Annotated in this window: 20 protein-coding genes; 14 read left to right on the top strand and 6 right to left on the bottom strand. The window is 64.6% G+C overall.

Annotation, left to right across the window (positions count from 1 at the left end; all coding sequences use genetic code 11):
• Positions 1-43 precede the first annotated feature (43 nt).
• From QZ634_RS03445 to bioD, 9 genes are all read left to right on the top strand, one after another.
• The gene (locus tag QZ634_RS03445) at positions 44-4,246 is read left to right on the top strand and encodes a DEAD/DEAH box helicase (protein ID WP_291985602.1); all 4,203 of its coding nucleotides are present in this window, start codon (positions 44-46) and stop codon (positions 4,244-4,246) included.
• Positions 4,247-4,430: 184 nt separating this feature from the next.
• A complete protein-coding gene (locus QZ634_RS03440) occupies positions 4,431-4,808 on the top strand; it encodes a DUF2934 domain-containing protein (protein ID WP_291985600.1) in 378 nt (125 codons plus the stop codon).
• 65 nt (positions 4,809-4,873) lie between these two features.
• Positions 4,874-5,347 (top strand): carbohydrate-binding protein, encoded by a 474-nt coding sequence (locus QZ634_RS03435; protein ID WP_291985598.1) that lies wholly within the window; start codon positions 4,874-4,876, stop codon positions 5,345-5,347.
• Positions 5,348-5,531: 184 nt separating this feature from the next.
• Positions 5,532-6,707 (top strand): DUF2863 family protein, encoded by a 1,176-nt coding sequence (locus QZ634_RS03430; RefSeq protein WP_291985596.1) that lies wholly within the window; start codon positions 5,532-5,534, stop codon positions 6,705-6,707.
• 60 nt (positions 6,708-6,767) lie between these two features.
• Positions 6,768-8,096: an adenosylmethionine--8-amino-7-oxononanoate transaminase gene (locus QZ634_RS03425; RefSeq protein ID WP_291985594.1), complete on the top strand. Its 1,329-nt coding sequence runs from the start codon at positions 6,768-6,770 to the stop codon at positions 8,094-8,096.
• Positions 8,093-9,247 carry an 8-amino-7-oxononanoate synthase gene (gene bioF, locus QZ634_RS03420; protein WP_291985592.1) on the top strand — a complete coding sequence of 385 codons (1,155 nt, stop codon included), beginning with the start codon at positions 8,093-8,095 and terminating at the stop codon, positions 9,245-9,247. The genes QZ634_RS03425 and bioF overlap by 4 nt, the downstream gene beginning before the upstream one ends.
• Positions 9,244-10,026 (top strand): alpha/beta fold hydrolase, encoded by a 783-nt coding sequence (locus QZ634_RS03415; RefSeq protein ID WP_291985590.1) that lies wholly within the window; start codon positions 9,244-9,246, stop codon positions 10,024-10,026. Before bioF ends, QZ634_RS03415 begins: the two co-directional genes overlap by 4 nt.
• Positions 10,007-10,777 (top strand): malonyl-ACP O-methyltransferase BioC, encoded by a 771-nt coding sequence (gene bioC, locus QZ634_RS03410; RefSeq protein WP_291985589.1) that lies wholly within the window; start codon positions 10,007-10,009, stop codon positions 10,775-10,777. Before QZ634_RS03415 ends, bioC begins: the two co-directional genes overlap by 20 nt.
• An 8-nt stretch (positions 10,778-10,785) precedes the next feature.
• On the top strand, positions 10,786-11,472 hold the full coding sequence (bioD, locus tag QZ634_RS03405) for a dethiobiotin synthase (RefSeq protein WP_291985587.1): 687 nt from the start codon (positions 10,786-10,788) through the stop codon (positions 11,470-11,472).
• 92 nt (positions 11,473-11,564) lie between these two features.
• Here bioD and QZ634_RS03400 read toward each other — a convergent pair whose 3' ends face one another.
• Both QZ634_RS03400 and QZ634_RS03395 read right to left on the bottom strand, forming a co-directional pair.
• Positions 11,565-12,746, bottom strand: a complete 1,182-nt coding sequence (locus QZ634_RS03400) for an acetyl-CoA C-acyltransferase family protein (protein ID WP_291985584.1) — start codon at positions 12,744-12,746, stop codon at positions 11,565-11,567.
• Positions 12,747-13,139: 393 nt separating this feature from the next.
• Positions 13,140-14,393, bottom strand: coding sequence for an ISL3 family transposase (locus QZ634_RS03395; RefSeq protein ID WP_291987985.1), 1,254 nt, complete (start codon positions 14,391-14,393; stop codon positions 13,140-13,142).
• 826 nt (positions 14,394-15,219) lie between these two features.
• On the opposite strand from QZ634_RS03395, the gene QZ634_RS03390 reads away from it, so the two are divergent.
• Entirely contained in the window at positions 15,220-15,684 is a 465-nt protein-coding gene (locus tag QZ634_RS03390; RefSeq protein WP_291985582.1) for a hypothetical protein, read from the top strand.
• Here the strand turns inward: QZ634_RS03390 and QZ634_RS03385 are convergent.
• From QZ634_RS03385 to QZ634_RS03370, 4 genes are all read right to left on the bottom strand, one after another.
• Positions 15,681-16,322, bottom strand: coding sequence for a CoA pyrophosphatase (locus QZ634_RS03385; RefSeq protein WP_291985580.1), 642 nt, complete (start codon positions 16,320-16,322; stop codon positions 15,681-15,683). The two genes, QZ634_RS03390 and QZ634_RS03385, sit on opposite strands and share 4 nt — an antisense overlap.
• Positions 16,309-16,593 carry a hypothetical protein gene (locus QZ634_RS03380; RefSeq protein ID WP_291985578.1) on the bottom strand — a complete coding sequence of 95 codons (285 nt, stop codon included), beginning with the start codon at positions 16,591-16,593 and terminating at the stop codon, positions 16,309-16,311. Before QZ634_RS03380 ends, QZ634_RS03385 begins: the two co-directional genes overlap by 14 nt.
• 9 nt (positions 16,594-16,602) lie before the next feature.
• Positions 16,603-17,271, bottom strand: a complete 669-nt coding sequence (locus tag QZ634_RS03375; protein ID WP_291985576.1) for a TIGR02281 family clan AA aspartic protease — start codon at positions 17,269-17,271, stop codon at positions 16,603-16,605.
• 150 nt (positions 17,272-17,421) lie between these two features.
• On the bottom strand, positions 17,422-17,865 hold the full coding sequence (locus QZ634_RS03370) for a universal stress protein (protein WP_043568795.1): 444 nt from the start codon (positions 17,863-17,865) through the stop codon (positions 17,422-17,424).
• 382 nt (positions 17,866-18,247) lie between these two features.
• On the opposite strand from QZ634_RS03370, the gene QZ634_RS03365 reads away from it, so the two are divergent.
• From QZ634_RS03365 to QZ634_RS03350, 4 genes are read left to right on the top strand one after another with little or no spacing between them, the layout of a single operon-like run.
• Complete coding sequence (locus tag QZ634_RS03365; protein ID WP_291985574.1) at positions 18,248-18,709, top strand: hemerythrin domain-containing protein; 462 nt, start codon at positions 18,248-18,250, stop codon at positions 18,707-18,709.
• Positions 18,706-18,942, top strand: coding sequence for a DUF2249 domain-containing protein (locus QZ634_RS03360; protein WP_291985572.1), 237 nt, complete (start codon positions 18,706-18,708; stop codon positions 18,940-18,942). Before QZ634_RS03365 ends, QZ634_RS03360 begins: the two co-directional genes overlap by 4 nt.
• Entirely contained in the window at positions 18,942-20,264 is a 1,323-nt protein-coding gene (locus QZ634_RS03355; protein ID WP_291985570.1) for a hypothetical protein, read from the top strand. Before QZ634_RS03360 ends, QZ634_RS03355 begins: the two co-directional genes overlap by 1 nt.
• Complete coding sequence (locus QZ634_RS03350; RefSeq protein ID WP_291985568.1) at positions 20,261-20,653, top strand: SirB2 family protein; 393 nt, start codon at positions 20,261-20,263, stop codon at positions 20,651-20,653. The genes QZ634_RS03355 and QZ634_RS03350 overlap by 4 nt, the downstream gene beginning before the upstream one ends.
• Positions 20,654-20,666: the final 13 nt, after the last annotated feature.

Below are 20,666 nucleotides of genomic sequence, written 5' to 3'. Positions count from 1 at the left end.
TCTCCCACAGACCACCAGCCACCATTTCCGCCGCCGCCAGCCGATGAACAGAACTGCCCTGAACGCCCCGGCTCTCGAAAAGCTCGACCGCCACGGACTGACGCCCGACCTGCACAAGGTCGCCCTGGCCAGCGCGCTGCTGTGGACTTTTCGCAGCAACACCGACCTGCACCGGGTGCTTTCGCTGAGTGGCCTGCAAAGCAGCTCGGGAAAGGCCTTGACCGCCGCCGACGTCAAGGCGGCGACGCAGAAACTGCGGGAAAACGGCCTGCTGGTCGACGATCCCTCGCGGGCAGCCACGTTTCACCTCGTCGATGCGCTGCGCACCGCGCTTTATCGGCAGTTGCTGGAAAGCAGCCAGGGCGACTCGCTGCCGCGCCTGATCGCCGACGTCGACCGCTTTGACCCCACCCGATCGGCGTACTACTGGCCTACGGGCAGCATCCCGACGACCATCGCCTACGTTCGCGCCAAATTCCTCTCGGGCGCTGCCAGCGAAGAGCTGTCGCACCTGCGAAGCGTCCTGGCCCGGTCGCTGGACTGGAACGTGATTCTCAGTGAAGCCATCCTCTGGCCCTTTGACGGAGTGAGTTTCCAGCGCATCGAGCCGATCTGGCGCTCGCGGCTCGCCTATCAGGCGATCGCCAGTGTCTGCATCTTCTCTGCGCAGGCCTACCTGCCGGTCGCCGACTGGGCGGTAGAGGCCTTGGCCGACGATCGCGAGGCCTTGTCCACCGATCTGCGCCTGGTCCTCGGCGACCTGGCCATGCAACGCGCGGACATCGCCTTGCTGGAAGCCGCGCTCGACGGACTCGACGACGGACTGAGCGCCGGGATTCGTGCCGCCCGGCTGGTCATCGACGGGCAGTGGAGTGCCGGGCAGGCGGCATTCGAGGCGGCGCTCAAGCAGTGCAAGAGCGAGCTCGGCGGCGCTGGCAAACACCTGCTGCCGGACAGCGTGGCGTGGTTCTATCCGCTGTCACTTCTGGCGCAGGCGACGCCCAGGCACCTCGAACTGGCGCGCAAGTTCTGCGTCGCGGAGTCCGGCAAGCGGGCGCCCAGCCCTTACGCCGGCTGGGGACGCTGGGTACATGCGATCGACGTTCGCCTCGGCAAGGCGCCGCTCGAACGAGCCGCTTTCAGGCCCACGCGCGACGCCGAGGCACGCTGGGTGCTCGACTCCCTGTGGGCGGTGCTGCTCGCCGCCTGGCTGGGGCGCGAAACGATCGCCGAAAAGAATCCGCAAACTGTGGCGGAGCAGTGGCGGGCATCGATCGACCTCCTGCGCCAGGACTTTGACAGTTGCCGACTAAAAACACTGACCCACATCCTCGACGGCAGCCAGGCCGTGCTCGAAGGACGCGATCCGCCTGAGCGTTTCTTTATCGCCAGCGGAGCTCAGCAGTGGCAGGAAATCCTGCTCGCGCTGCAGTCCCTGGGCGGCAATCCAGCGGCCAGCGGCAACGGCGAAGCGACGCGCCTGCTGTGGGAACTCGAGATCGGCAGCCAGGGTGACCTGCTCGCCGTCACGCCGCTCGAACAGAAGCGCGGCCAACGCGGCTGGGGACGGCCGCGACCACTGAGCCTGGCGAGAATCGCCGGCAACCCGCAGCTGGCCAGCGCCGATCTGAAAGTCGCTCGCGCCGTTCGCCTCGAGCACGGCTACCGCAATCGCTATCGCATCGATCTGGCAGCGGCCATCGCTGCCCTTCCCGGTCACCCGTGCATCGTCCTGCCGGGCGCAGCGGAGCAGTTCGTCGACTTGAGCGAAGCAGCACCGGAACTCGAACTCCTGCGCGTGGACGGGCGCTTCGTGATGCGCGTCGAACCGCCGCTGCGGGCGCCGGTCGCGGCCAATTCCTTCTCGGTGCCAGACGCCGACGAGCGTCGTGAAGCGGAGGCGCTGCGGCTCGTCACGCTCGTCGCAGATGGGCCACAGCGCCTGCGACTGGTCCGTTTTTCGCCGGCCCAGCAGCAGGCCGCGCAGCTCGTCTCGGGTCGTTTTTCGATTCCTGCCGACGCGCCGAGCGCGCAGGCCGAAGTGGCCAAGACCCTGCAGGCCCTGGCCACGCATTTTCACGTCCATGCCGACCCGGCGCAGGCAACGCGGCAGGTGCGCAGCGACTCTCGCCTGCGCGCCGAACTCTCGCCGCTCGGCGACGACCTCTCGCTGCGCCTGGTGGTCGCTCCGCTCGGTGCGGACGGGCCACGTCTGCCAGCCGCTGCCGGCAGGCTGCGCCTGATGGCTGTGTGCGGCAGCGAAACGGTCGGCACCGAGCGTGACCTGAAGAGCGAGCGCCAGCATCTGGAAGCGGTACTCGATGCCTTGCCCTTTCTCGACGGCGGCGACGGCGGCAGCGAGTGGCTGATCACCGACCCCGAAGAGGCGCTGGCGGTGGTCGAAGCACTGCCGACCCTGCCGGCAATCGCCGCGGTGGACTGGCCAAAAGGCAAGAGCGTTCGCGTGCTCACCCTCGATAGCCATCAGCTGGGCGTGAAAATCGCCCGTGAGCGTGACTGGTTCCGCGTCTCCGGGCAGGCGACACTCGACGAAGGCCTGGTCGTGCAGCTGGCAACGCTGCTCACCGCAGCCCGCGCCAAGAGCCGTTTCGTGCCCATGGGAGACGGCGTGTACGCCGCCCTGACGCGCTCGCTGAAACAGAAGCTGAACGATCTGTCCGCGGTCCTGGAAACCGACAAGGAAGGTGGCAAGGTGCCGACGATCGCCGCCGCCTGGCTCGACGAGATTCTCGACGGCAGCGAAGTCGACGCCAGCACGGACTTTCGCCAGGCGATCGACCGCCTGCGCCAGGCGCAGGCCCTGACTCCGAAACTCCCGAGCCTGCTGCAGGCCAGCCTGCGCCCGTATCAGGAAGACGGCTATCAGTGGGCAATCCGTCTGGCAACCGCCGGCGTCGGCGGCTGCCTGGCCGACGACATGGGTCTCGGGAAAACCCTGCAGGCGCTCGCTGTGCTGCTCGATCGCGCAGCTGGCGGCGCCGCACTGGTCATCGCGCCGACCTCCGTATGCGGCAACTGGCTGGCAGAAGCACTGCGTTTCGCCCCCAGCATCAACGTCCGGGTCTACAGCGAGGCGGGCGAAAGCGAACGCGAGGAACTGGTTGCCAAGGCCGGTCCACAAGACCTGCTGATCGTCTCCTACACGCTGCTGCAACTCGCCCAGGAACGCTTTGCCGGGCGTCAATGGCATACGCTGATCGCCGACGAAGCGCAGGCGATCAAGAACGCCGCCGCCAAGCGCTCGCAGGCGGTGTTCGCCCTCGACGCCGATTTTCGCCTGGCGCTGACCGGCACCCCGGTCGAAAACCGCCTGTCCGATCTGTGGTCGATCATGCGCTTCGTCAATCCCGGCCTGCTCGGCAGTCACCGCCGCTTCGACGAGCGCTTCGCCGGCCCGATCGAACGTAACCGCGACCGCGAGGCACAGCACGTCCTCAAGCGTCTGGTGGGTCCCTTCGTCCTGCGCCGCACCAAGTCCGAAGTCCTGCAGGAGCTGCCGGCGCGCACCGAGCTGATTCTGACGGTGACCCCGGAAGCTGCCGAAGCCGCCCACTACGAAGCGCTGCGCCGCGAAGCGGCCAACGAGATCGACGCTAGTCTCGACAGTGCGCCGCAGGCGCAAGCACGCTTCAACATCCTCGCCCAGCTGACGCGTCTGCGTCGCGCCGCCTGCGACCCACGCCTTTGCAGCCCCGAACTCGGCATCGTCGGCGCCAAGGTGCAGGCTTTCGCAGAACTCGCCTCCGAACTGGTTTCAAATGGGCATAAAGCGCTTGTTTTCAGTCAGTTCGTCGACTTTCTTGCGATATTACGCGAACAACTGGATGCGTCCGGAATTGCTTGCCAGTACCTTGATGGCTCGACCCCCGCCGCCGAGCGAACGCGGCGCGTCGCAGCTTTCCAGGCCGGCCAGGGCGATCTCTTCCTGATCAGCCTGAAGGCCGGCGGCTTCGGGCTCAACCTGACCGCGGCCGATTACGTGGTCATCACCGACCCATGGTGGAACCCGGCCACCGAAGACCAGGCCATGGGTCGCGCGCATCGTATCGGGCAACTGCGCCCGGTGACCGTCTATCGCCTGGTCACCAAGGGCAGCGTCGAGGAGCGCATCGTCGAGTTGCACCACGAGAAACGCGCGCTGGCCGAGAGCATTCTGGACGACGGCGAAGCCAGCGCGCTGCCGTCGACAGACGATCTGGTCGCGCTGATTCGCGGCGCACGCTGATTCGCGGCGCATACGGGTTCGCGGCGCATGCGGTGACCACTCGCAGAAGATAGTTATTGGCCTTGACCGGAAGCCCCGATTTTTCTATCCTGCCGGGGTACGCGCGGGGCGGCGAAGCCGCTCGGGTGCCCGCAGCACCCTGCACCAACCACATACTGACAGCGACAGAAAAAAGGGATAGATCATGGCTGAAGAGACGACGAGCGGCACGACCACGAAGAAACCCGCCCCTAGGAAGGCGGCGACCAGCAAAGCTGCCGCAGCGCCCAAGGCAGCAGCAGCCAAGACAGCTTCGGCAACAGAAAAGGCCGCCACCCCCGTGGCCGCCGTGAAAAAGGCTCCAGCGAGAAAAGCGGCGCCAACAACGGTCGCCGAGGTCAACACTGCGCCCGCCGCCGCACACACGCCAAGCGCTGAAGAACACTACTGCATGATCCAGTCGGCAGCGTACTTCATCGCCGAAAATGACGGTTTTCAAGGATCTTCCACCGAGTACTGGATTCAAGCCGAGCGTGAGGTTGCCGGACGACTCGCGGAAGCCAGGGCCAGCGTAGCCGGGTAGCTGGCCAGGTCTGGCCTGCCGGTTCCGCGTCGCGGAGCGCCGGTCACTGATGAGGGATTGAACGAATGCGCAAGCGAGTAATCTCCGATAGTCAACCGACCGGCACGGTGCCGACTGGCGAGTGGCTCGATCTCGAAGATCTGGCCGAGGTGGAAATCAGCTCGGAAGACGCCGCCCATCCCATCGAGTCTGCCCTGGCACTTGGCGAGGGCAGCGGCTGGCGTGCCGCAGTTCCCGGCAAACAGACCATCCGTCTGCTCTTTGCCGAACCGCAAGCGCTGCGCAGGATCTACCTGTCGTTCGTCGAAACGTCGGTGCAGCGCACCCAGGAGTACGTCCTGCGCTGGTCGGCCGATGGCGGGCAGTCGTTCCGGGAAATCGTCAGGCAGCAGTGGAACTTCAGCCCGGATGGCGCCACTAGCCAGAGCGAAGACCATCGTGTCGACCTCGCCGCGGTCAAGGTCCTCGAGCTGATCATTACGCCGGATATCGGCAACGGGGCTGCATTCGCTTCGCTGGCCCAGTTGCGCGTCGCCTGAGGCGCTCGCGACACCTGTTTCCTTGCTGCGTCGGCTTTTCTGCACAGCGACCGGGAACCGTCGGCCAGCACGTCGCGCGGCCCGGCGCGTGGATGCACGAATAGTCATCAGGATGCACGCGCGCGGACGCCGGGCTCGCCAGCTTGCTACAATGTCGGATTGACTCTGCCGCAGGCTCCCGACGATGAAACGCAACCGCTTCTCCTCCCGCAAGCGTATTTCTGCCGACGCTACCGAACTGGGCCGCCTGGCCATCGGCCTTGCCGAGTCCGGGAGCAAGATCGAAGATCTGTTCTGGCAGAAACGCCTGGCCGAGCTCGTCGACCGCCTGCTGCATGATGGCGCCGAGGAGGACTTGAACGCCTCGCTGGACCGCCTCTTCGACACGCACGCGATGGCCCACGACGATCTTGCCGACATCGTCGAGTCACAGGCCGAATCGTGCACCATGCTCGATCGCGGCCAGGATTTCGACGTCCTGCTGATCGCCGTTCCGGTACTCGGCTGGTCGCGCTTCTCGATCCCCGCGACAGCGATCCCGCAGAGCCTGCTGCAGACCTTGAAAGTCCAGCTCGGGGCGCACGTGTTTGCCGCCGGCGCCCGCGTCGCGCTCGCTGATTACCTGTACAGCCCGGACCAGCTACCGCACAGTTTTGTCGACACCTGGCAACTCCTGCAGAAGCTCGGTGCGGCCGCGCTTGCCGGCTGTGATCTCGGCGTAGACGCGTCGAGCATGCCCGAAACGAACCGTTTTCTCTCCGACACCCGCTACCTGGTCGGCGCGCTGGCCGTGCCGCGAGGCATGCCGCTTTTCCGCTGGAACGACGAAGACAAGAGCACCCGTGAGGCTGCCCTCAAGGAGTGGGTGCGCCAGGGTACGCCCTGCTTCGAACCGCTGCTTACCGGTTGTGCCTATCAGCCGCTGCTCGCCGACGCCTACCATGCCGCCTGTCGCGCCGCCGACAGCGCCTCGCGCCCTTACTCTCTGAACGCCTCGGTGGCCTTCCTGCAGGCGACGCTCGGCGACACCGCCGACAACCTGCGGGCCATCGTTGGCGGCTTCCACGACAAGCGGCTGGAAGAATACCGGATCGGCTTTGGGCCGCGCGACGAGGACGTCATCTACCACGGCGTTGTCTGGCCTCTCCTGGGCATTGAGGACGAAACGACCGATGTCGCCGGAGAAATCGAAGGTGTCCTGCGCAAGACCGGCCTCAAGGAAGTCACCCTCCTCGACCAGCAGTTCCCCTATGAGTTCTGCGATGACTGTGGCGCCCCTCTCTATCCCAACATCGAAGGCGAGACGGTACATGCCGAGATGCCCGAGCAGGACGACGCGCCCTCGCAGACCCTGCACTGACGTGCAGCCGCTGACTCGTCACCCGGCGCCGCTGCCCATCGCCGCCCACCGCCAAAACACATGAGCAATGGCGACCTGCTGCAACGCAGCCTCGCCGCCGTCTGGCACCCGTGCACCCAGATGAAGCAGCACGCGGCTGGCGGCGCCCTGCCGATGATTCCCATCGCCCGCGGCAAGGGCGTCTGGCTGCACGACTTCGATGGTCGGCGCTACCTGGACGGGATCAGCTCGTGGTGGGTCAATCTGTTTGGTCACTGCAATCCGCGCATCAACGCCGCGCTGCGTGAACAGCTCGAGCAACTCGAACACGTGATCCTTGCCGGCTGCACGCACCGGCCGGTCATCGAGCTTTCGGAGCGCCTCTCAGCGCTGACCGGCGGCGAGCTCGGCCATTGTTTCTACGCGTCTGACGGCGCCTCGGCGACTGAAATCGCGCTCAAGATGTCGTTTCACTCGTGGCGAAACCGCGGACACGCCAACAAACATGAATTCCTTTGCCTGCGTGGCAGTTATCACGGCGAGACCGTCGGCGCGCTGGCGGTGACCGACGTGGCCATCTTCAAGGACGCCTACGCGCCGCTGATTCGCCCGGCGAGCACCGTGCCGACGCCCGACGCACGCCTGGCGGAAGACGGAGAAAACGCCGTTGACGTCGCCCGGCGCGCCGCCGCAGCGCTCGAGAAGCATCTCGACGAGCACCACCAGCGCATCGCCGCGCTGATCGTCGAGCCGCTCATTCAGTGTGCCAGCGGCATGGCGATGTACGACCCGGAATACCTGCGCCTGGCCCGCGCCCTGTGCGACCGCTACCAGGTGCACCTGATCTGTGACGAGATTGCTGTCGGCTGCGGCCGTAGTGGCACTTTCTTTGCCCATGAGCAGGCGGGCATCCGGCCGGACTTTTTGTGCCTTTCGAAGGGTATCTCCGGCGGCTACCTGCCGCTGTCGATGGTGCTCACCACGGACACCGTCTATGCGGCGTTTTACGACGACAGCGTCAGCCGCGGCTTTCTTCACTCACACTCCTATACCGGCAACGCACTGGCCTGCCGGGCGGCCCTGGCGACGCTCGACATCTTTGCCGAAGATCGGGTCATCGAAAGCAACCGGGTCCTCAGCGCGCACCTCGCCAGCTGCCTCGAGCCACTGGCCGATCACCCGCGTGTGCGTCATCTTCGCCAGCGCGGCATGATCGCCGCTTTCGACGTGCTCAGCGACGATGCGCAGTTTTCAGAGCACTTCTACCGGCAGGCGCTGGCCAGGGAAATCCTTCTGCGCCCGATCGGCAATACCGTCTATTTCATGCCGCCGTACGTGATCAGCCACGAGGAATGCGAGTTCCTCGTCGCGCGCGCCATCGCCGCACTGGACGCCGCACTGCGCTCATGATCTGGGAAGAACTGCAAAGCGAAGTCGATGCCCTGCGGGCGGCCGGCCTCAAACGCGAGCGCCGCACCCTGGCCTTTCCCTGCGGTCCGCAGGCCCGTGTCGATGGTCGCCCGCTGATCAGCTTCTGCAGCAACGATTACCTCGGACTGGCCAATGACCCGGCGTTGATCGAGGCCGCCAGCGCCGGTGCCAGAACCTGGGGCGTCGGCAGCGGCGCCTCGCATCTGGTCAGCGGCCACCTGACGCCGCACGCCGCGCTTGAGCAGAAGCTCGCCGATTTCACGGGTTTTGCCCGAGCACTGCTCTTCTCGACCGGCTACATGGCCAATCTGGGGATCGTCCCGGCCCTGGTCGGGCGCAAGGACGCGGTTTTCGCCGACCGCCTCAACCACGCTTCGCTGATCGACGCCGTGCAGCTCTCGCGCGCCGACAGCCAGCGCTACGCGCACGGCGACCTGGCCGCACTCGAGCGCCTGCTCGCCGCCAGCCCGGCACGTCGCAAGCTGATCCTCAGCGACGCGGTATTCAGCATGGACGGCGACCTGGCACCCTTGCCGGGATTGCTTGAGCTGGCCGAACGCTTCGATGCCTGGCTGGTGATCGACGATGCCCATGGATTCGGCGTCCTCGGTGCCCAGGGCCGTGGCAGCATCGCGCATTTTCAGCTTCCAGCCGCCCGGCGCCTGCTCTACATGGGTACCTTCGGCAAGGCGGCCGGCGCTGCCGGGGCTTTTGTCGCCGGTGACACGACGGTCATCGACTGGCTGGAACAGCGCGCCCGCACCTACATCTTCACGACTGCCGGCAGCCCGGCCATCGCTTGCGCGCTGCTCGCCAGCCTGGAGCTGATCGCCAGCGGCGACGCCCGGCGCAGTCGCCTGTGGCAACTGATCGCTCAATTACGCGACGGACTGGCCAGCACACGCTGGCGCCTGTTGCCTTCGCCGACGGCGATCCAGCCGGTGCTCATCGGCGACAACCACGAGACGCTGCGCGTCGCCGGCGCGCTCTACGAGCGCGGCCTGTGGGTTCCGGCGATCCGGCCGCCGACGGTGGCCGCGGGGACTGCACGCCTGCGCCTATCGCTGACGGCAAGCCACAGTGACGAACAGGTTGGGCTACTGGTCGACGCACTGCGGGAACTGGCATGACCTCGATCATGGGCAGCGGCCCGGATCTGGCCCTGATCCACGGCTGGGGGCTGGGCAGCTGGGTTTGGCAAGCCGTGCTCGACCGCCTGTCACGAAACTGCCGGGTGCACGTTGTCGACCTGCCCGGCTACGCCCGGAGCCCCGCCGATGGCGACGCGCGCAAGACCTTCCCTGACTTCTTGGCGACGGCGCAGACGCTGCTCGACGCGCTGCCGGAGCGGATTACCCTGTGTGGCTGGTCGCTTGGCGGCCTGCTGGCGATGCGCGCCGCGCTGCTGGCGCCAGAACGGGTGTCCGGGCTGATCCTGGTCGGCAGCACGCCGTGTTTCATGCAGCGCGCGGACTGGCAGGGAGCACAGACGCCAGCACTGCTCGGCAGCTTTTCGGCCAGCGTACAGGCTCAACCGGAGCAGACCCTGCAGCGTTTCGCCGCTCTCCTCAGCCAAGGTGACGCCAGGGCGCGGGAAATCACCCGTACGCTCCTCGCCGGTCTGCGCAAGGCACCCGTTCCCGACAGTGACGCGCTGCGCTGCGGCCTGGAGTGGCTGCGCGAGGTCGATCTACGGCCGCTGCTGCCGACCATTGCCACGCGCTGCCTGCTGATCCACGGCGAAAACGATTCGCTGAACCCGCTGGCCGCTGCAGTTTGCGCTTCCGGACAACTCGCCAACGCGCAGCTGGACGTTTTTGACGGCGTCGGACACGTCCCCTTCCTGGCCAACCCGGAGCGCTTTGCGCGACTGCTGGACGACTTCTGTCATGTCCCTGTTACCGCCTAAGCCGCGCGTTCGCGAGTCCTTCGAACGTGCCGCAGGCTCGTACGACGACGCGGCAGTCCTGCAGCGTCAGGTCTGTGAGCGCCTGCTGACCGATTTCGCGCCGCTTCCCGAACCAGGCGCGATCCTCGATGCCGGCTGCGGAACGGGTTATGGTTGCCGCCTGCTGCGCACGCGCTGGCCCGGCGCGCACATCACCGCCGTAGACTTCGCGACGACGATGCTCGCCATCGCCCGAAACGAGGCCGATACCTGTCTTGCCGCAGACATCGAAGCGCTACCCTGCAGCGACGAGAGCTTCTCGACCTGGTGGTCCAACCTGACCGTGCAATGGTGCGACAGCGGCAAGGTGTTTGCCGAAGCACGGCGTGTTCTGCGCCCAGGCGGACAACTGGCGCTGAGCACGCTCGGACCGGAGACCTTTTCCGAACTGAGCGAGGCTTTCGTCGGTATCGACCGCTACCGACACACGCTCCCCTTCAGCGAGCCAGCGGCAATCCGCTCAGCGCTGACCGTGGCCGGCTTTTCCGAAGTCCGAGTGCAACGCCAGACGATCAACATGCACTACCCAAACCTGAAGACACTGCTGCGCGCGATCAAGGAGATCGGCGCCAGCTCGGTCGGTGAAGGCGCACGCAGCGGCCTGCTCGGCCGTAGCGCCTGGCAGCGGGTGCAGGACGCCTACGAGCAACACCGCACGCCGGCCGGCCTGCCGGCGCGTTACGACGTCATTCTTGCCTACGCCAGAAAATGAGACAGCACATGCAATCCGATCACACGCCACACAAGCCCGCCTGGTTCGTCACCGGGACCGATACCGAAATCGGCAAGACCTTCGTTGCCTGCGCACTGTTGCATACGCTTCGCCGTGCCGGGCTGAGCGCGGTGGCGATGAAGCCGATCGCCGCCGGTTTCGACGACAGCGGCCGAAACGACGACGTCGAGCGCCTGCTCGCCGCATCGTCGCTGCAGCCGCCACGGGAATTGGTCAATCCTTACGGATTCAAGGCGGCAATCGCGCCGCACATCGCTGCCGAGGAGGAAGGTCGCCACATCGAGCTGGCGCAGATCGTCGCCGCTTTCGCCCAGCTGCAGACGCTCGCCGACGCGGTTCTGGTCGAGGGTGTCGGCGGCTTCTGCGTCCCGCTGGGTCGCGCGCACGACGCCGCCGACATGGCAGCCGCGCTCAAGCTGCCGGTGATTATGGTCGTCGGCATGCGCCTTGGCTGCATCAACCACGCGCTGCTGACCCAACAAGCCATCCTGGCACGCGGCCTGCCGCTGGCCGGCTGGGTCGCAAACCGTATCGACCCGGCCATGTTGCGCTGCAGCGAAAACCTTGCGGCCCTGCAGGAGCGACTGACGGCCCCTCTGCTCGGTGTCGTCGAACACGGCACGACACCTGAGAACGCTGCCCTCGGACTGCGGCTTCCAGATCAAGCCGGATGAGTTGTGCGAAGCGCCAGCACCGCGCAAAAAAAGCCCGACCGCTTCACGGTCGGGCTTTTTTACTGGCGTGTGCCGCTTAACAGCAACGGCAATCAGAGGCGTTCGAAAACTACCGCGATACCCTGGCCGCCACCGATACACATGGTGACCAGCGCGTACTTGCCGCCGGTGCGCTGCAACTCGTAGATCGCCTTGGTGGCGATGAACGCCCCCGAGCAGCCGACCGGGTGGCCGAGAGCGATGGCGCCGCCATTCGGGTTGGTCTTGACCGGGTCGAGGCCAAGCCCCTTGTTGACCGCGATGGCCTGCGCCGCAAAGGCTTCGTTGGACTCGACGACATCCATCTGGTCGAGGGTCAGACCGGCCTTCTTGAGGACCAGCTTGCTCGCCGGGATCGGGCCTTCACCCATGATCTCGTTTGGCACGCCGGCGACGGCGTAGGCAACCAGACGCGCGATCGGCTTCTGGCCGGCAGCAGCGGCGACATCGGCAGCAGCCAGCACCATGAACGCGGCGCCGTCGTTGATACCCGATGCGTTACCGGCAGTCACCGTTCCGTCCTTGATGAAAGCGGGCTTCATCTTGCCCAGCGTCTCCATCGTCGTCGTCGCCTTGATGTGCTCATCGGTATCGAAGATCACATCTCCCTTGCGGGTCTTCATCACGATCGGCACGATCTGCGACTTGAAGCGGCCCTCGGCGACGGCGGCCGCGGCACGGCGATGCGACTCGACGGCAAGCGCATCCTGCTCTTCGCGGCTGATATCCCATTTCTTGGCGAGATTCTCGGCAGTCACGCCCATGTGACCGACACCGAAGGGATCGTTGAGTGTCGCCACCATCATGTCAATGGCCTTGGCATCACCCATACGTGCGCCCGAGCGCATCGCCGGCAGCATATAGGAACCGCGCGACATGACCTCGACACCACCGCCCACGCCATAATCGGAGTCACCGAGCAGGATGTTCTGCGCACTACTCACGATGCCCTGCAGGCCCGAGGCGCACAGACGGTTGACGGCCATGGCCACCGAATCCATGGGGAGTCCGGCCTGAATCGCCGCCACACGAGCGACATAGGCGAAGCGCGAATCGGTCGGAATGACGTTTCCGACCGCGACGTAGTTGATCTGCTGCGGATCAACACCCGAGCGGGCGATCGACTCTTTCATTACCGTGCCGGCCAGTTCATGTGGCTCCATGTTGGCCAGGGAACCGCCAAAAGTGCCAATGGCCGAACGGGCTGCGCTTAGTACAACGACTTCTCTGCTCATGAAGAAACTCCTGTAAATAATCGATCAACCGCCTACCAGATTGGCAAGCCCAAACAACAACAACCACAGTAGCAGTGCACGCCAAATCAAACCGACGACACTCTCCATGAAATCAACGTCTGCTTCGTCACCGATACCGGCGTCCGCCTGGCCGGTCGCATCGCCGTATGCGCAGAACGGCAGGCCAAGGCGCCCCCCGCGCTCCCGAGCCGCTGGCCGGCAAGAGCCTGCACCGGTCACCGGGTTTCTGCCCGATCAGCATTCGCCAACAGTGCAGCGCAAGGTCGAAGTGGCCGCAAAGGGCGAACGCGGCAGCAGTGGCCGACAAGGAGAGCCAGTCAATAATAGCAAAGCTTCGCCGTGTACAGCTTCTGAAGTCGCCGATTTCTGGGTTTAGGTCGTTTCGTGTGGAACGGGCAAGAATGGGGCGAAGGGCGAGGCGGGCAAATGAGTGAGCTTTCCAGCGATGAGGTAGGCCATGGCGATGAAGTTTTCGACGCGGCGATAGCCACGTGCGCGAGCTCTGGCCTCCTGGAGCGCTCGATTCATCGCTTCGACCCGGCCATTGTGCTTGCCGGGGTGAAAACCGTTGAGGACGCCAGGAAGATGCTTGCTGATGGTCCGGCCGAGGCGCTTGAAGGGTTCCAGTCGGCAGCGGCTGGCCCAACTGAGCCAGCGCTTGAGCAGGGGGTTGGCCTCGTCAGGTGTCGTGGCGGTGGCGTAGATGGAGCGCAGCGCCTGCTTGATCCGCCAGGCCCGTGCGGTCTTGAGGTTCGAGCGCTGCAACCAGTACATGGTGTCGGTTTGCTTGACGGTCCAGTCGGCGGGTTTCTTGTGCAGGCCCCAGCGGGTGCCTTTGAGTTCGGGCGCGGTCTTGACCTCGGCGCGTCGCACCTCGTCCAGCGCCGTGCTGCTCAAAGCAACGACGTGAAAGCGATCAAAGCAGACCTCGGCTGCTGGAAAGTGCTCGGCGGCGCCGGCCTGAAACGAGCCGCTCATGTCCATGCTGACATGGGTGATCGCGGTGGGCTGGCCACCATGCGCCCTGAGGTCGCTGGCGAACTTCCCGAGCGTGGCCTTGTCCCGGCCCGGCGTCGCAAACAGCAGACGCTGTGCGTCGAGGTCATAAAAAACAGAGAGGTACGTCTGACCGCGCTTGCTCGCGGTCTCATCGACGCCGATCGCGCGAACCCTGGCATGACTTTCCCGGGCGCGCGCCCGGCCCACATGATGATTGATCACGCGCCACAGTCGGCGACTGCGGACACGCAGCAGTCGGCCGGCCGCCAGGACCGACATGGTCGGCGCCAGCATCAGCGTCAAGGCCTCGAACAGCAGGGTGAAGCCACTGCCTTCACGCGCCCAGGGTACGGCGATCTGCGTCACCTTGCCGCAATCGGCACAGGCCACTCGCGGCACCTCGGCATGCAGGTGGGCCTCGTATTGGAAGAAATCCAGATGGCGCCAAGAGCGCGCCAAGCGGTCGTGCAGCGGCTGCGCCGCTGCACCGCAAGCTGGGCAAGCGTGAATGGCGGCGCCAAATCCGACCTGGAAATCGATCCGCCCGTTCTCTGGCTTGAAGATGACTTCATCGACCTGCCAAGGAGCAACGAGACCCAGAGCCTGGGTGAACAGCGTTTCAATCATGAGGAAGCAGCCGCGAGAGGAAAGGCCGCCATTGTCCTCCATGCCGAGGGCGGCAGACTGCCTTCCTCGGCCCGGAGCAAGCGTAAGCGAGCGAGCAGCGATGTAAAGGGTTCGGCTGCGCCCGGACTGCGTCCGCCCTTGACATCACCGCTCCCTCAAAACGCGAAACCCATCGCCGGTTCCACACGAAACGACATAGAGCCCGATTTCTCCATCGCTGCGCTTCCCGGGGGAAGCGGAAAAGAAAGCCCCGCCCGCTAGATGAAGCACGCGGCAGAGGCCAGGCCGCACCAGAAACCAGAAAAGCGCTTCATGAAACGGCCGATGTGCGGCGCGCAACGCCTCGTCGACGGCAAGCCGGGCGCTCGCCGCGTCCACAGCGCGAGCAACGGCCGTCTCGCTCCATCCGGCAGGCAGTTTGCACGCCGGCCCCAGCTCACTCATGCCAAACCGCCTGTCGAATGTCCGTATAATGGTTGGCGAACCGTACAAACCCCGCCGTTACACAGAGTACGGGAACATTTGAGCTCAAGGCGGGCAGCGGGTTGAGGTGGGCAAGGGCAGCCGCGATGACGCCGCGGAGCAGCAGGCCACCAACCGCGATCAGCAATGCAAAAAGCCCGTTTCGGCGGCTTGGCGGCTTGCGACCCACCCGGTGAGGCGCACAGGGGTCGATCGACAAAGCGGCGTGAGACTGGCTGCCGCATCTGCTCAGTTCGCGGCGACGCCGTCGTCAAATGAGGAACTTACCCTAATTTTTTGGGGACTTGCAGAAGCGCGCCTCTTCTCGCAATATGGCTCCAGGGCTTCCACAAGGCTTTTCAGGATGGAACTATCTTCCGTATTCAGCAAGACAGAGAAGGGACAGGATGAGGTCTCCACCCGCGCTCATCGCTTGCCGTCACGAGTGCGTGCCATGCTGATCATGATCGACGGGCACCGCACGGGAGAGCAGTTGCTCGCCCTCTGCACATCATCGGCGGACGGCAAGCGGCAGCTCGCACAGTTGCTCAGCGGTGGCTTCGTGCAGCAGTTGTCGGGGTCCACAGCAGCCACAACTCCAGCGCTACTGCCCGACGAGGACATCAGCCTCGCCAAGAGCTACGTCATTCGCACACTGTACGAGTTACTCGGTTCCGAAGCGCTCGCTCTGGTGAGCGTAATCGAGAAAGCGGAAACCGTGGACGAACTGCGGCGGCACTTTGGTCAACTCCACCTGGCGCTCAGCACGGTCCCTGACCGGAAGAAGGTGGAGCAGTTTCTCGAGAAAGTCGAGCTGGTTCTCGATTAGCGGGAGGCTATCTCGAGTGCCCGGTAGAGCGACATGATGATCCCTGCCGTGGCACCCCAGATGAAGTAGTCGCCGTAGGGCATCGCGTAGTAGTGACGCAGCTTGCCCCGGTAGTGAAGCGAATGCTGTTGGTGATTGGCGGGATTCATCAGGAATGACAAGGGCACCTCGAATGCTTCCGCCACCTCGAAGGCGTCGAGCTGCAAATCGAAAGGTGGCGTCACCATGGCCACCACCGGAGTGACCCGGAAGCCGGTCGAGGTACGATACTCGGGCAGATAGCCAACGATTTCCACGTGCGCCGGCGCCAGGCCGATTTCCTCGCTGGTCTCGCGCAGCGCCGTAGCAGCCGGCGATACGTCGCTCGCTTCGCAACGGCCTCCCGGAAAGCTCACCTGCCCGGGATGGTCCCGCAAGTGCGCCGTGCGCTGGGTAAGCAATACGGTCAGCTGGCCATTACGGCGAACAATCGGAAAAAGTACGGCAGCCGGCAGCAGTTCCTCGTCGCCAACACCGTCTTCGAGAACACAGGGAGTGCGCGCCGGCTCCGCAGCCAAGACCTGCCGCAAATGATCGAGGTCGACGGCGCTACCGCTGACCTCGGTCGCTGAGCCTGCCAAGGCCTCAGTGGCTGACAACACGTTCGCCTTCCCGCTCACCGCCGTCGTCCTCGATCTCTGCGCGCACGGCGGCAAGTGCGTCGCGCAAGGTCTCGTCCGACAAGGCATTGATCGTCGTCGCCACGAGATCCGCCGATCTGACCGCAGTCGGCGGCAGCGTGCGGCTGTCGAGCGATGCGATCAGCGCGGCGGCGGCACCAACGACCTCCAGCAGCGTCTGCCGCTCGCTCATCAGGATATCGAGCTCACGGCTCAACATGCTTGCTTCTTCGCTGCGCACTCGCATCATCGACTCCTCCTAGTAGCGCCTTCTGAGGGTCATCGTCTGACCGTCACGCTGCATTTCCATACGGTTCAAGAAAGTCATGCCGAGCAACACAACCGGCATGTCCTGTGGGTGCACCAGTGCATCGATACCGTGCAGGACAATCTCGCCGACACGTACGCTATCCAGCTGGACACGAGAGACGCGTGCCTGTCCGTTGGCGGTGTTCACCACCGCTGGCTGGCCCTTGCTGGCGTCAATGCCGATGCGTCGCGCATCGCTGGCACCGAGCGAGATCATTGTCGCGCCGGTATCGACCAGAAAACGAACGGTCGATCCGTTGATGTTTCCGGTGGTCAGGAAATGGCCATTGCCGTCGGCAGTCAATACCACCCGGCCACCGCCCTGTTGCGAAGAGCTGGACACGACGTTCTGCCCAACGCGCAGGGTACGCTTCTTTCCGTCGCTCTCGATGGTCGCCGACTCACGGTCGACAGCCAGTACGCGAACACCTTCGCTGGTCTCTGCGCCGACGGCCACGGTTCGCGGCGCGCCACCGTCGATGGTCAGTAGCGCCTTGCCCGGAAATACGCCGGCCAGCCCGACATCAACCGCCTCGACTGCGCTCCAGCCAACGGCGAGGCAGCAGGCGAAAATCGGCCCCCGGCGGCGCCAGCCAACTACTTTCCTGAAGCACCGCATGCTCGTTCAACTCCTTCCGTCGCTAGCCACATTTGGCCAGCGAACGCGCAAGCGCCCAAGGCATTTTGCCACACTCCGACGGCGCTCGTCGCGGCGGGCCAGTCAAGTGCTGCGGCGCGCGCTTGCGCGCCTTCTCGGTTAGCGCGCTGATCAGCGATAGACGAGGACGGGAATGGTAGAGTGCGTGAGCACCTTGTGCGTCTCGCTGCCAAGCAACAGAGCGCTGATTCCGCGGCGGCCGTGCGACGCCATGAAGATCAGGTCGCAGCCTGACTGCGTGGCTGCGTCGATGATCGCCTGGTAGGGGATGTCACTGGTCAGCGAGAGCTTTTCGACCGGGACAGCAGCGTCCTTGCACAGGCCAGCGACGAAGTCGAGAACCTGTTCGGCTTGCTGCTCGGCAAGTTCGGCAAATTTCTCCGGGGTCGTCGGATCGATCAGAGCCCCTTCACCGTAGTAACTGACCGGATACTCCGGTTTGGCAAAAAAAGCCGTAATGCGCGCTCCAGCCTCCTTGGCAAACGAAACCGCGCGCCGGGCCGTTTCCTTTGAAAGGTCGGATCCATCAGCAGGAACAAGAATGTGTTTGAACATGGCGCTTCCTCCACAGTGACGTCGATTGACAATCGACTATAGGCCGCAACGGTCACACCAATCCTGACGGAAGTCAAACTATGGATCGACTCCCCGTCCCCATCGAAGCCAGGACACGGTCGGTCCCCTGGCTGGAAAGCAATCTTTCGCTGGGGCAGTTTGCAAAAAGTCGGGAACACGGAGAACTTTTTGCCCAGATAACCGCCTAAGCGCCGGCCGGGAAATCTGCTGCTCTGGGCGGATGCCTGTCGTTGCCTGCCCGTCGAAGCAAATCAGGTCGTGTCTCAACGCACGACATGCTCAAAAGTATTGTTTGATGTCGATCAACGCTGGCGCTACGGCTGCCGCCGACAATGGCACGACTAACCTTACGAGGCACCTCATGCGCGAAATCAGCGAATTGATGACCAGGGACCATCGCTCCTGCGATGACTTTCTGGCGACGGTCGACAACGCTGTGGCAAACGACCAATGGGCTCTGGCGGAAGGCGAATTCTCCCGCTTCCGAAAAGCCATGCTGAAGCATTTCGAGGCCGAGGAAGCGATTCTCTTCCCGCTCTTCGAAAAGCGTACCGGCATGTACCAGGGGCCAACGCAGGTCATGCGCGGCGAGCACGTGCAGATGCGCCAGCTGCTTGCCGCCGCCGAAGCAGCACTGGCTGAGCGCGCGGTCGACGACTACAGCGGCAACGCCGAGACGCTGCTGATCATGATTCAGCAACACAACGTCAAGGAAGAAAACATCCTCTATCCGATGTGTGACCAGCAGTTGGCCGACCAGCTCGAGGCCCTGCTGCCGAAGCTGCAGAAGCAACTCGCTGCCGACGCGAAGACGCCAGCATGACACGGACGAAAGCCCCAATCGTTCTCGACGCCCGCGACCTGGAACCACCGGAACCGATGGTACGCACCATGGAAGCACTCGACACGCTCGCCGCATCGGAAAAACTCCTGGTACTCCTGCCCCGTGAGCCTTACCCGCTGTACAGGGCTCTCGAACTCAACGGTTTCACCTGGAAGAGCGAGCGCCAGGCTGACGGTACGGTGGAAGTCCTGATCCAGCATCAAAAGTCGTAATGCAGGCGCTGCTGTCGTTCGACCAGGCACCCCCGCTTGCCGCCCCGCTGCGCTTTTTTCTGACGGCTCCCCTGTTTGCCATCCTCGCCGCCCTGCTCGTGCTGTGGAGTGGTCCCGAGCTGTTCGCCTCGCGCTGGACAGGCGCAGCCCTGGCGCTGACGCACCTAATCACCGTTGGCTTCATGCTGCAGGTGATGCTCGGCGCGATGGTCCAGATTCTTCCGGTGGTCGCCGGAGCGAACATTTCGCACCCGCGGCTGGTCGCCACCCTGGTGCACGCAGCGATCGCTCCGGGCGCGCTGCTTCTGGCGACAGGCTTTCTGAGCTACCAGCCGCTGGCATTCTGGCTGGCCGCGCTTTTTATTGGCAGCGGTGTTGCGCTGTTCATTGCCGCCGCTGGGCACGCCTTGTGGGGTGTGCCTGCGACCAACCCCACCATTCGGGGCCTGAAGTTATCGTTACTCGGGTTGACTGCAACGGTCTGTCTCGGCGTGCTGCTGGCGCTGGCACTCAATGGATCGCTGGCCTTGCCAGTGATGCAGCTGACGACGATCCATCTCGGCTGGGGCTTGGTCGGCTGGAGCGTTATCCTGCTGGCTGCCGTCGCCTTCGTGGTGGTACCGATGTTCCAGATGACACCAGGCTACCCTGAGTGGTTCGCGCGCCGCTTTTCGTGGTCGCTACTCGCTCTGCTGGTCGTTTGGAGTGTCGCCGATACGACGGACCGGCGATGGCCGTCGCTCTTGCTCGCGGCCATCACGGTCCTCGCAGTGGCCGTTTTCGCGGCACTGACGCTGCACCTGCAGAGCCGCAGCAAGCGTGCCCGTTTCGACGCCACGCAACAGTATTGGCGCGTGGCAATGCTGAGCACCCTGGCCGCCTGCTCGCTGTGGCTTGCAGCCAGCAGCTGGCCGACCCTGGCCGAGCGCCCCGAGTGGCCTCTCCTGTGCGGCGTCCTGGCACTATTCGGGGGCTTCATGTCGGTCATGATCGGCATGCTCTACAAGATCGTTCCCTTTCTGGTCTGGTCGCACCTGCAGAATCTCGGACGCGGCCGGGCGATTCCTCCGAACATGAACAAGGTCATCGCCGCGCCACAGGTCCACCGGCAGATGCACGCGCACTTTGCCGCCCTTGCGCTGCTGCTGGCCGCCGTACTCTGGCCGCAGTGGTTCACCTATCCGGCGGGACTGACACTGTTGCTTGCTAATGCCTGGTTGCTCAGCAACCTGCTCGCCGCCGTCGCCTTCTACCGTCGCCATCGGCTGGAAATCGAAACCCTGACGCGCACGCCGGCTGCCGTCGCACAGGCCCAGCAATGACTTATCTGACGCTTAAATACCTGCACATCGGCTGCGTCGTGCTGAGTGGCATCGGCTTCTTCGCGCGTGGGATCTGGATGCTCGAGAGGTCGCCGCGGCTGAAGCAACCACTGGTCCGAGTTCTGCCGCACATCGTCGATACCATCCTGCTGACCAGCGCCATCGCCATGGCCGTGATCAGCGCTCAGTACCCCTTCGCTGCCCCCTGGCTGACCGCGAAACTGGTCGGCCTGCTGATCTACATTGGCTGTGGGACGATGGCTCTGAAGCGTGGACGCAGCCAGGGCCAGCGTGCGCTCTTCTTCGTCGCCGCACTGCTGGCTTTTGCCTACATCGTTGCGGTGGCTGTCAGCCGCAGCGCACTCGGCCCCTTGGCTGGAATCGCTTGAAACGGGAGCCAAC

Origin of the sequence: Candidatus Accumulibacter sp. ACC007 (genome assembly GCF_907163205.1) — a bacterium.
In the GTDB taxonomy this organism is placed as follows: Bacteria; Pseudomonadota; Gammaproteobacteria; order Burkholderiales; family Rhodocyclaceae; genus Accumulibacter; species Accumulibacter regalis.
This window is presented reverse-complemented; position numbering and strand designations above follow the sequence as displayed.

Coding starts and splice junctions, on each gene's coding strand:
- QZ634_RS03445 (WP_291985602.1), top strand. CDS start 44: ATGAACAGAACTGCCCTGAACGCCCCGGCTCTCGAAAAGCTCGACCGC.
- QZ634_RS03440 (WP_291985600.1), top strand. CDS start 4,431: ATGGCTGAAGAGACGACGAGCGGCACGACCACGAAGAAACCCGCCCCT.
- QZ634_RS03435 (WP_291985598.1), top strand. CDS start 4,874: ATGCGCAAGCGAGTAATCTCCGATAGTCAACCGACCGGCACGGTGCCG.
- QZ634_RS03430 (WP_291985596.1), top strand. CDS start 5,532: ATGAAACGCAACCGCTTCTCCTCCCGCAAGCGTATTTCTGCCGACGCT.
- QZ634_RS03425 (WP_291985594.1), top strand. CDS start 6,768: ATGAGCAATGGCGACCTGCTGCAACGCAGCCTCGCCGCCGTCTGGCAC.
- bioF (WP_291985592.1), top strand. CDS start 8,093: ATGATCTGGGAAGAACTGCAAAGCGAAGTCGATGCCCTGCGGGCGGCC.
- QZ634_RS03415 (WP_291985590.1), top strand. CDS start 9,244: ATGACCTCGATCATGGGCAGCGGCCCGGATCTGGCCCTGATCCACGGC.
- bioC (WP_291985589.1), top strand. CDS start 10,007: ATGTCCCTGTTACCGCCTAAGCCGCGCGTTCGCGAGTCCTTCGAACGT.
- bioD (WP_291985587.1), top strand. CDS start 10,786: ATGCAATCCGATCACACGCCACACAAGCCCGCCTGGTTCGTCACCGGG.
- QZ634_RS03400 (WP_291985584.1), bottom strand. CDS start 12,746: ATGAGCAGAGAAGTCGTTGTACTAAGCGCAGCCCGTTCGGCCATTGGC.
- QZ634_RS03395 (WP_291987985.1), bottom strand. CDS start 14,393: ATGATTGAAACGCTGTTCACCCAGGCTCTGGGTCTCGTTGCTCCTTGG.
- QZ634_RS03390 (WP_291985582.1), top strand. CDS start 15,220: ATGGAACTATCTTCCGTATTCAGCAAGACAGAGAAGGGACAGGATGAG.
- QZ634_RS03380 (WP_291985578.1), bottom strand. CDS start 16,593: ATGATGCGAGTGCGCAGCGAAGAAGCAAGCATGTTGAGCCGTGAGCTC.
- QZ634_RS03375 (WP_291985576.1), bottom strand. CDS start 17,271: ATGCGGTGCTTCAGGAAAGTAGTTGGCTGGCGCCGCCGGGGGCCGATT.
- QZ634_RS03370 (WP_043568795.1), bottom strand. CDS start 17,865: ATGTTCAAACACATTCTTGTTCCTGCTGATGGATCCGACCTTTCAAAG.
- QZ634_RS03365 (WP_291985574.1), top strand. CDS start 18,248: ATGCGCGAAATCAGCGAATTGATGACCAGGGACCATCGCTCCTGCGAT.
- QZ634_RS03360 (WP_291985572.1), top strand. CDS start 18,706: ATGACACGGACGAAAGCCCCAATCGTTCTCGACGCCCGCGACCTGGAA.
- QZ634_RS03355 (WP_291985570.1), top strand. CDS start 18,942: ATGCAGGCGCTGCTGTCGTTCGACCAGGCACCCCCGCTTGCCGCCCCG.
- QZ634_RS03350 (WP_291985568.1), top strand. CDS start 20,261: ATGACTTATCTGACGCTTAAATACCTGCACATCGGCTGCGTCGTGCTG.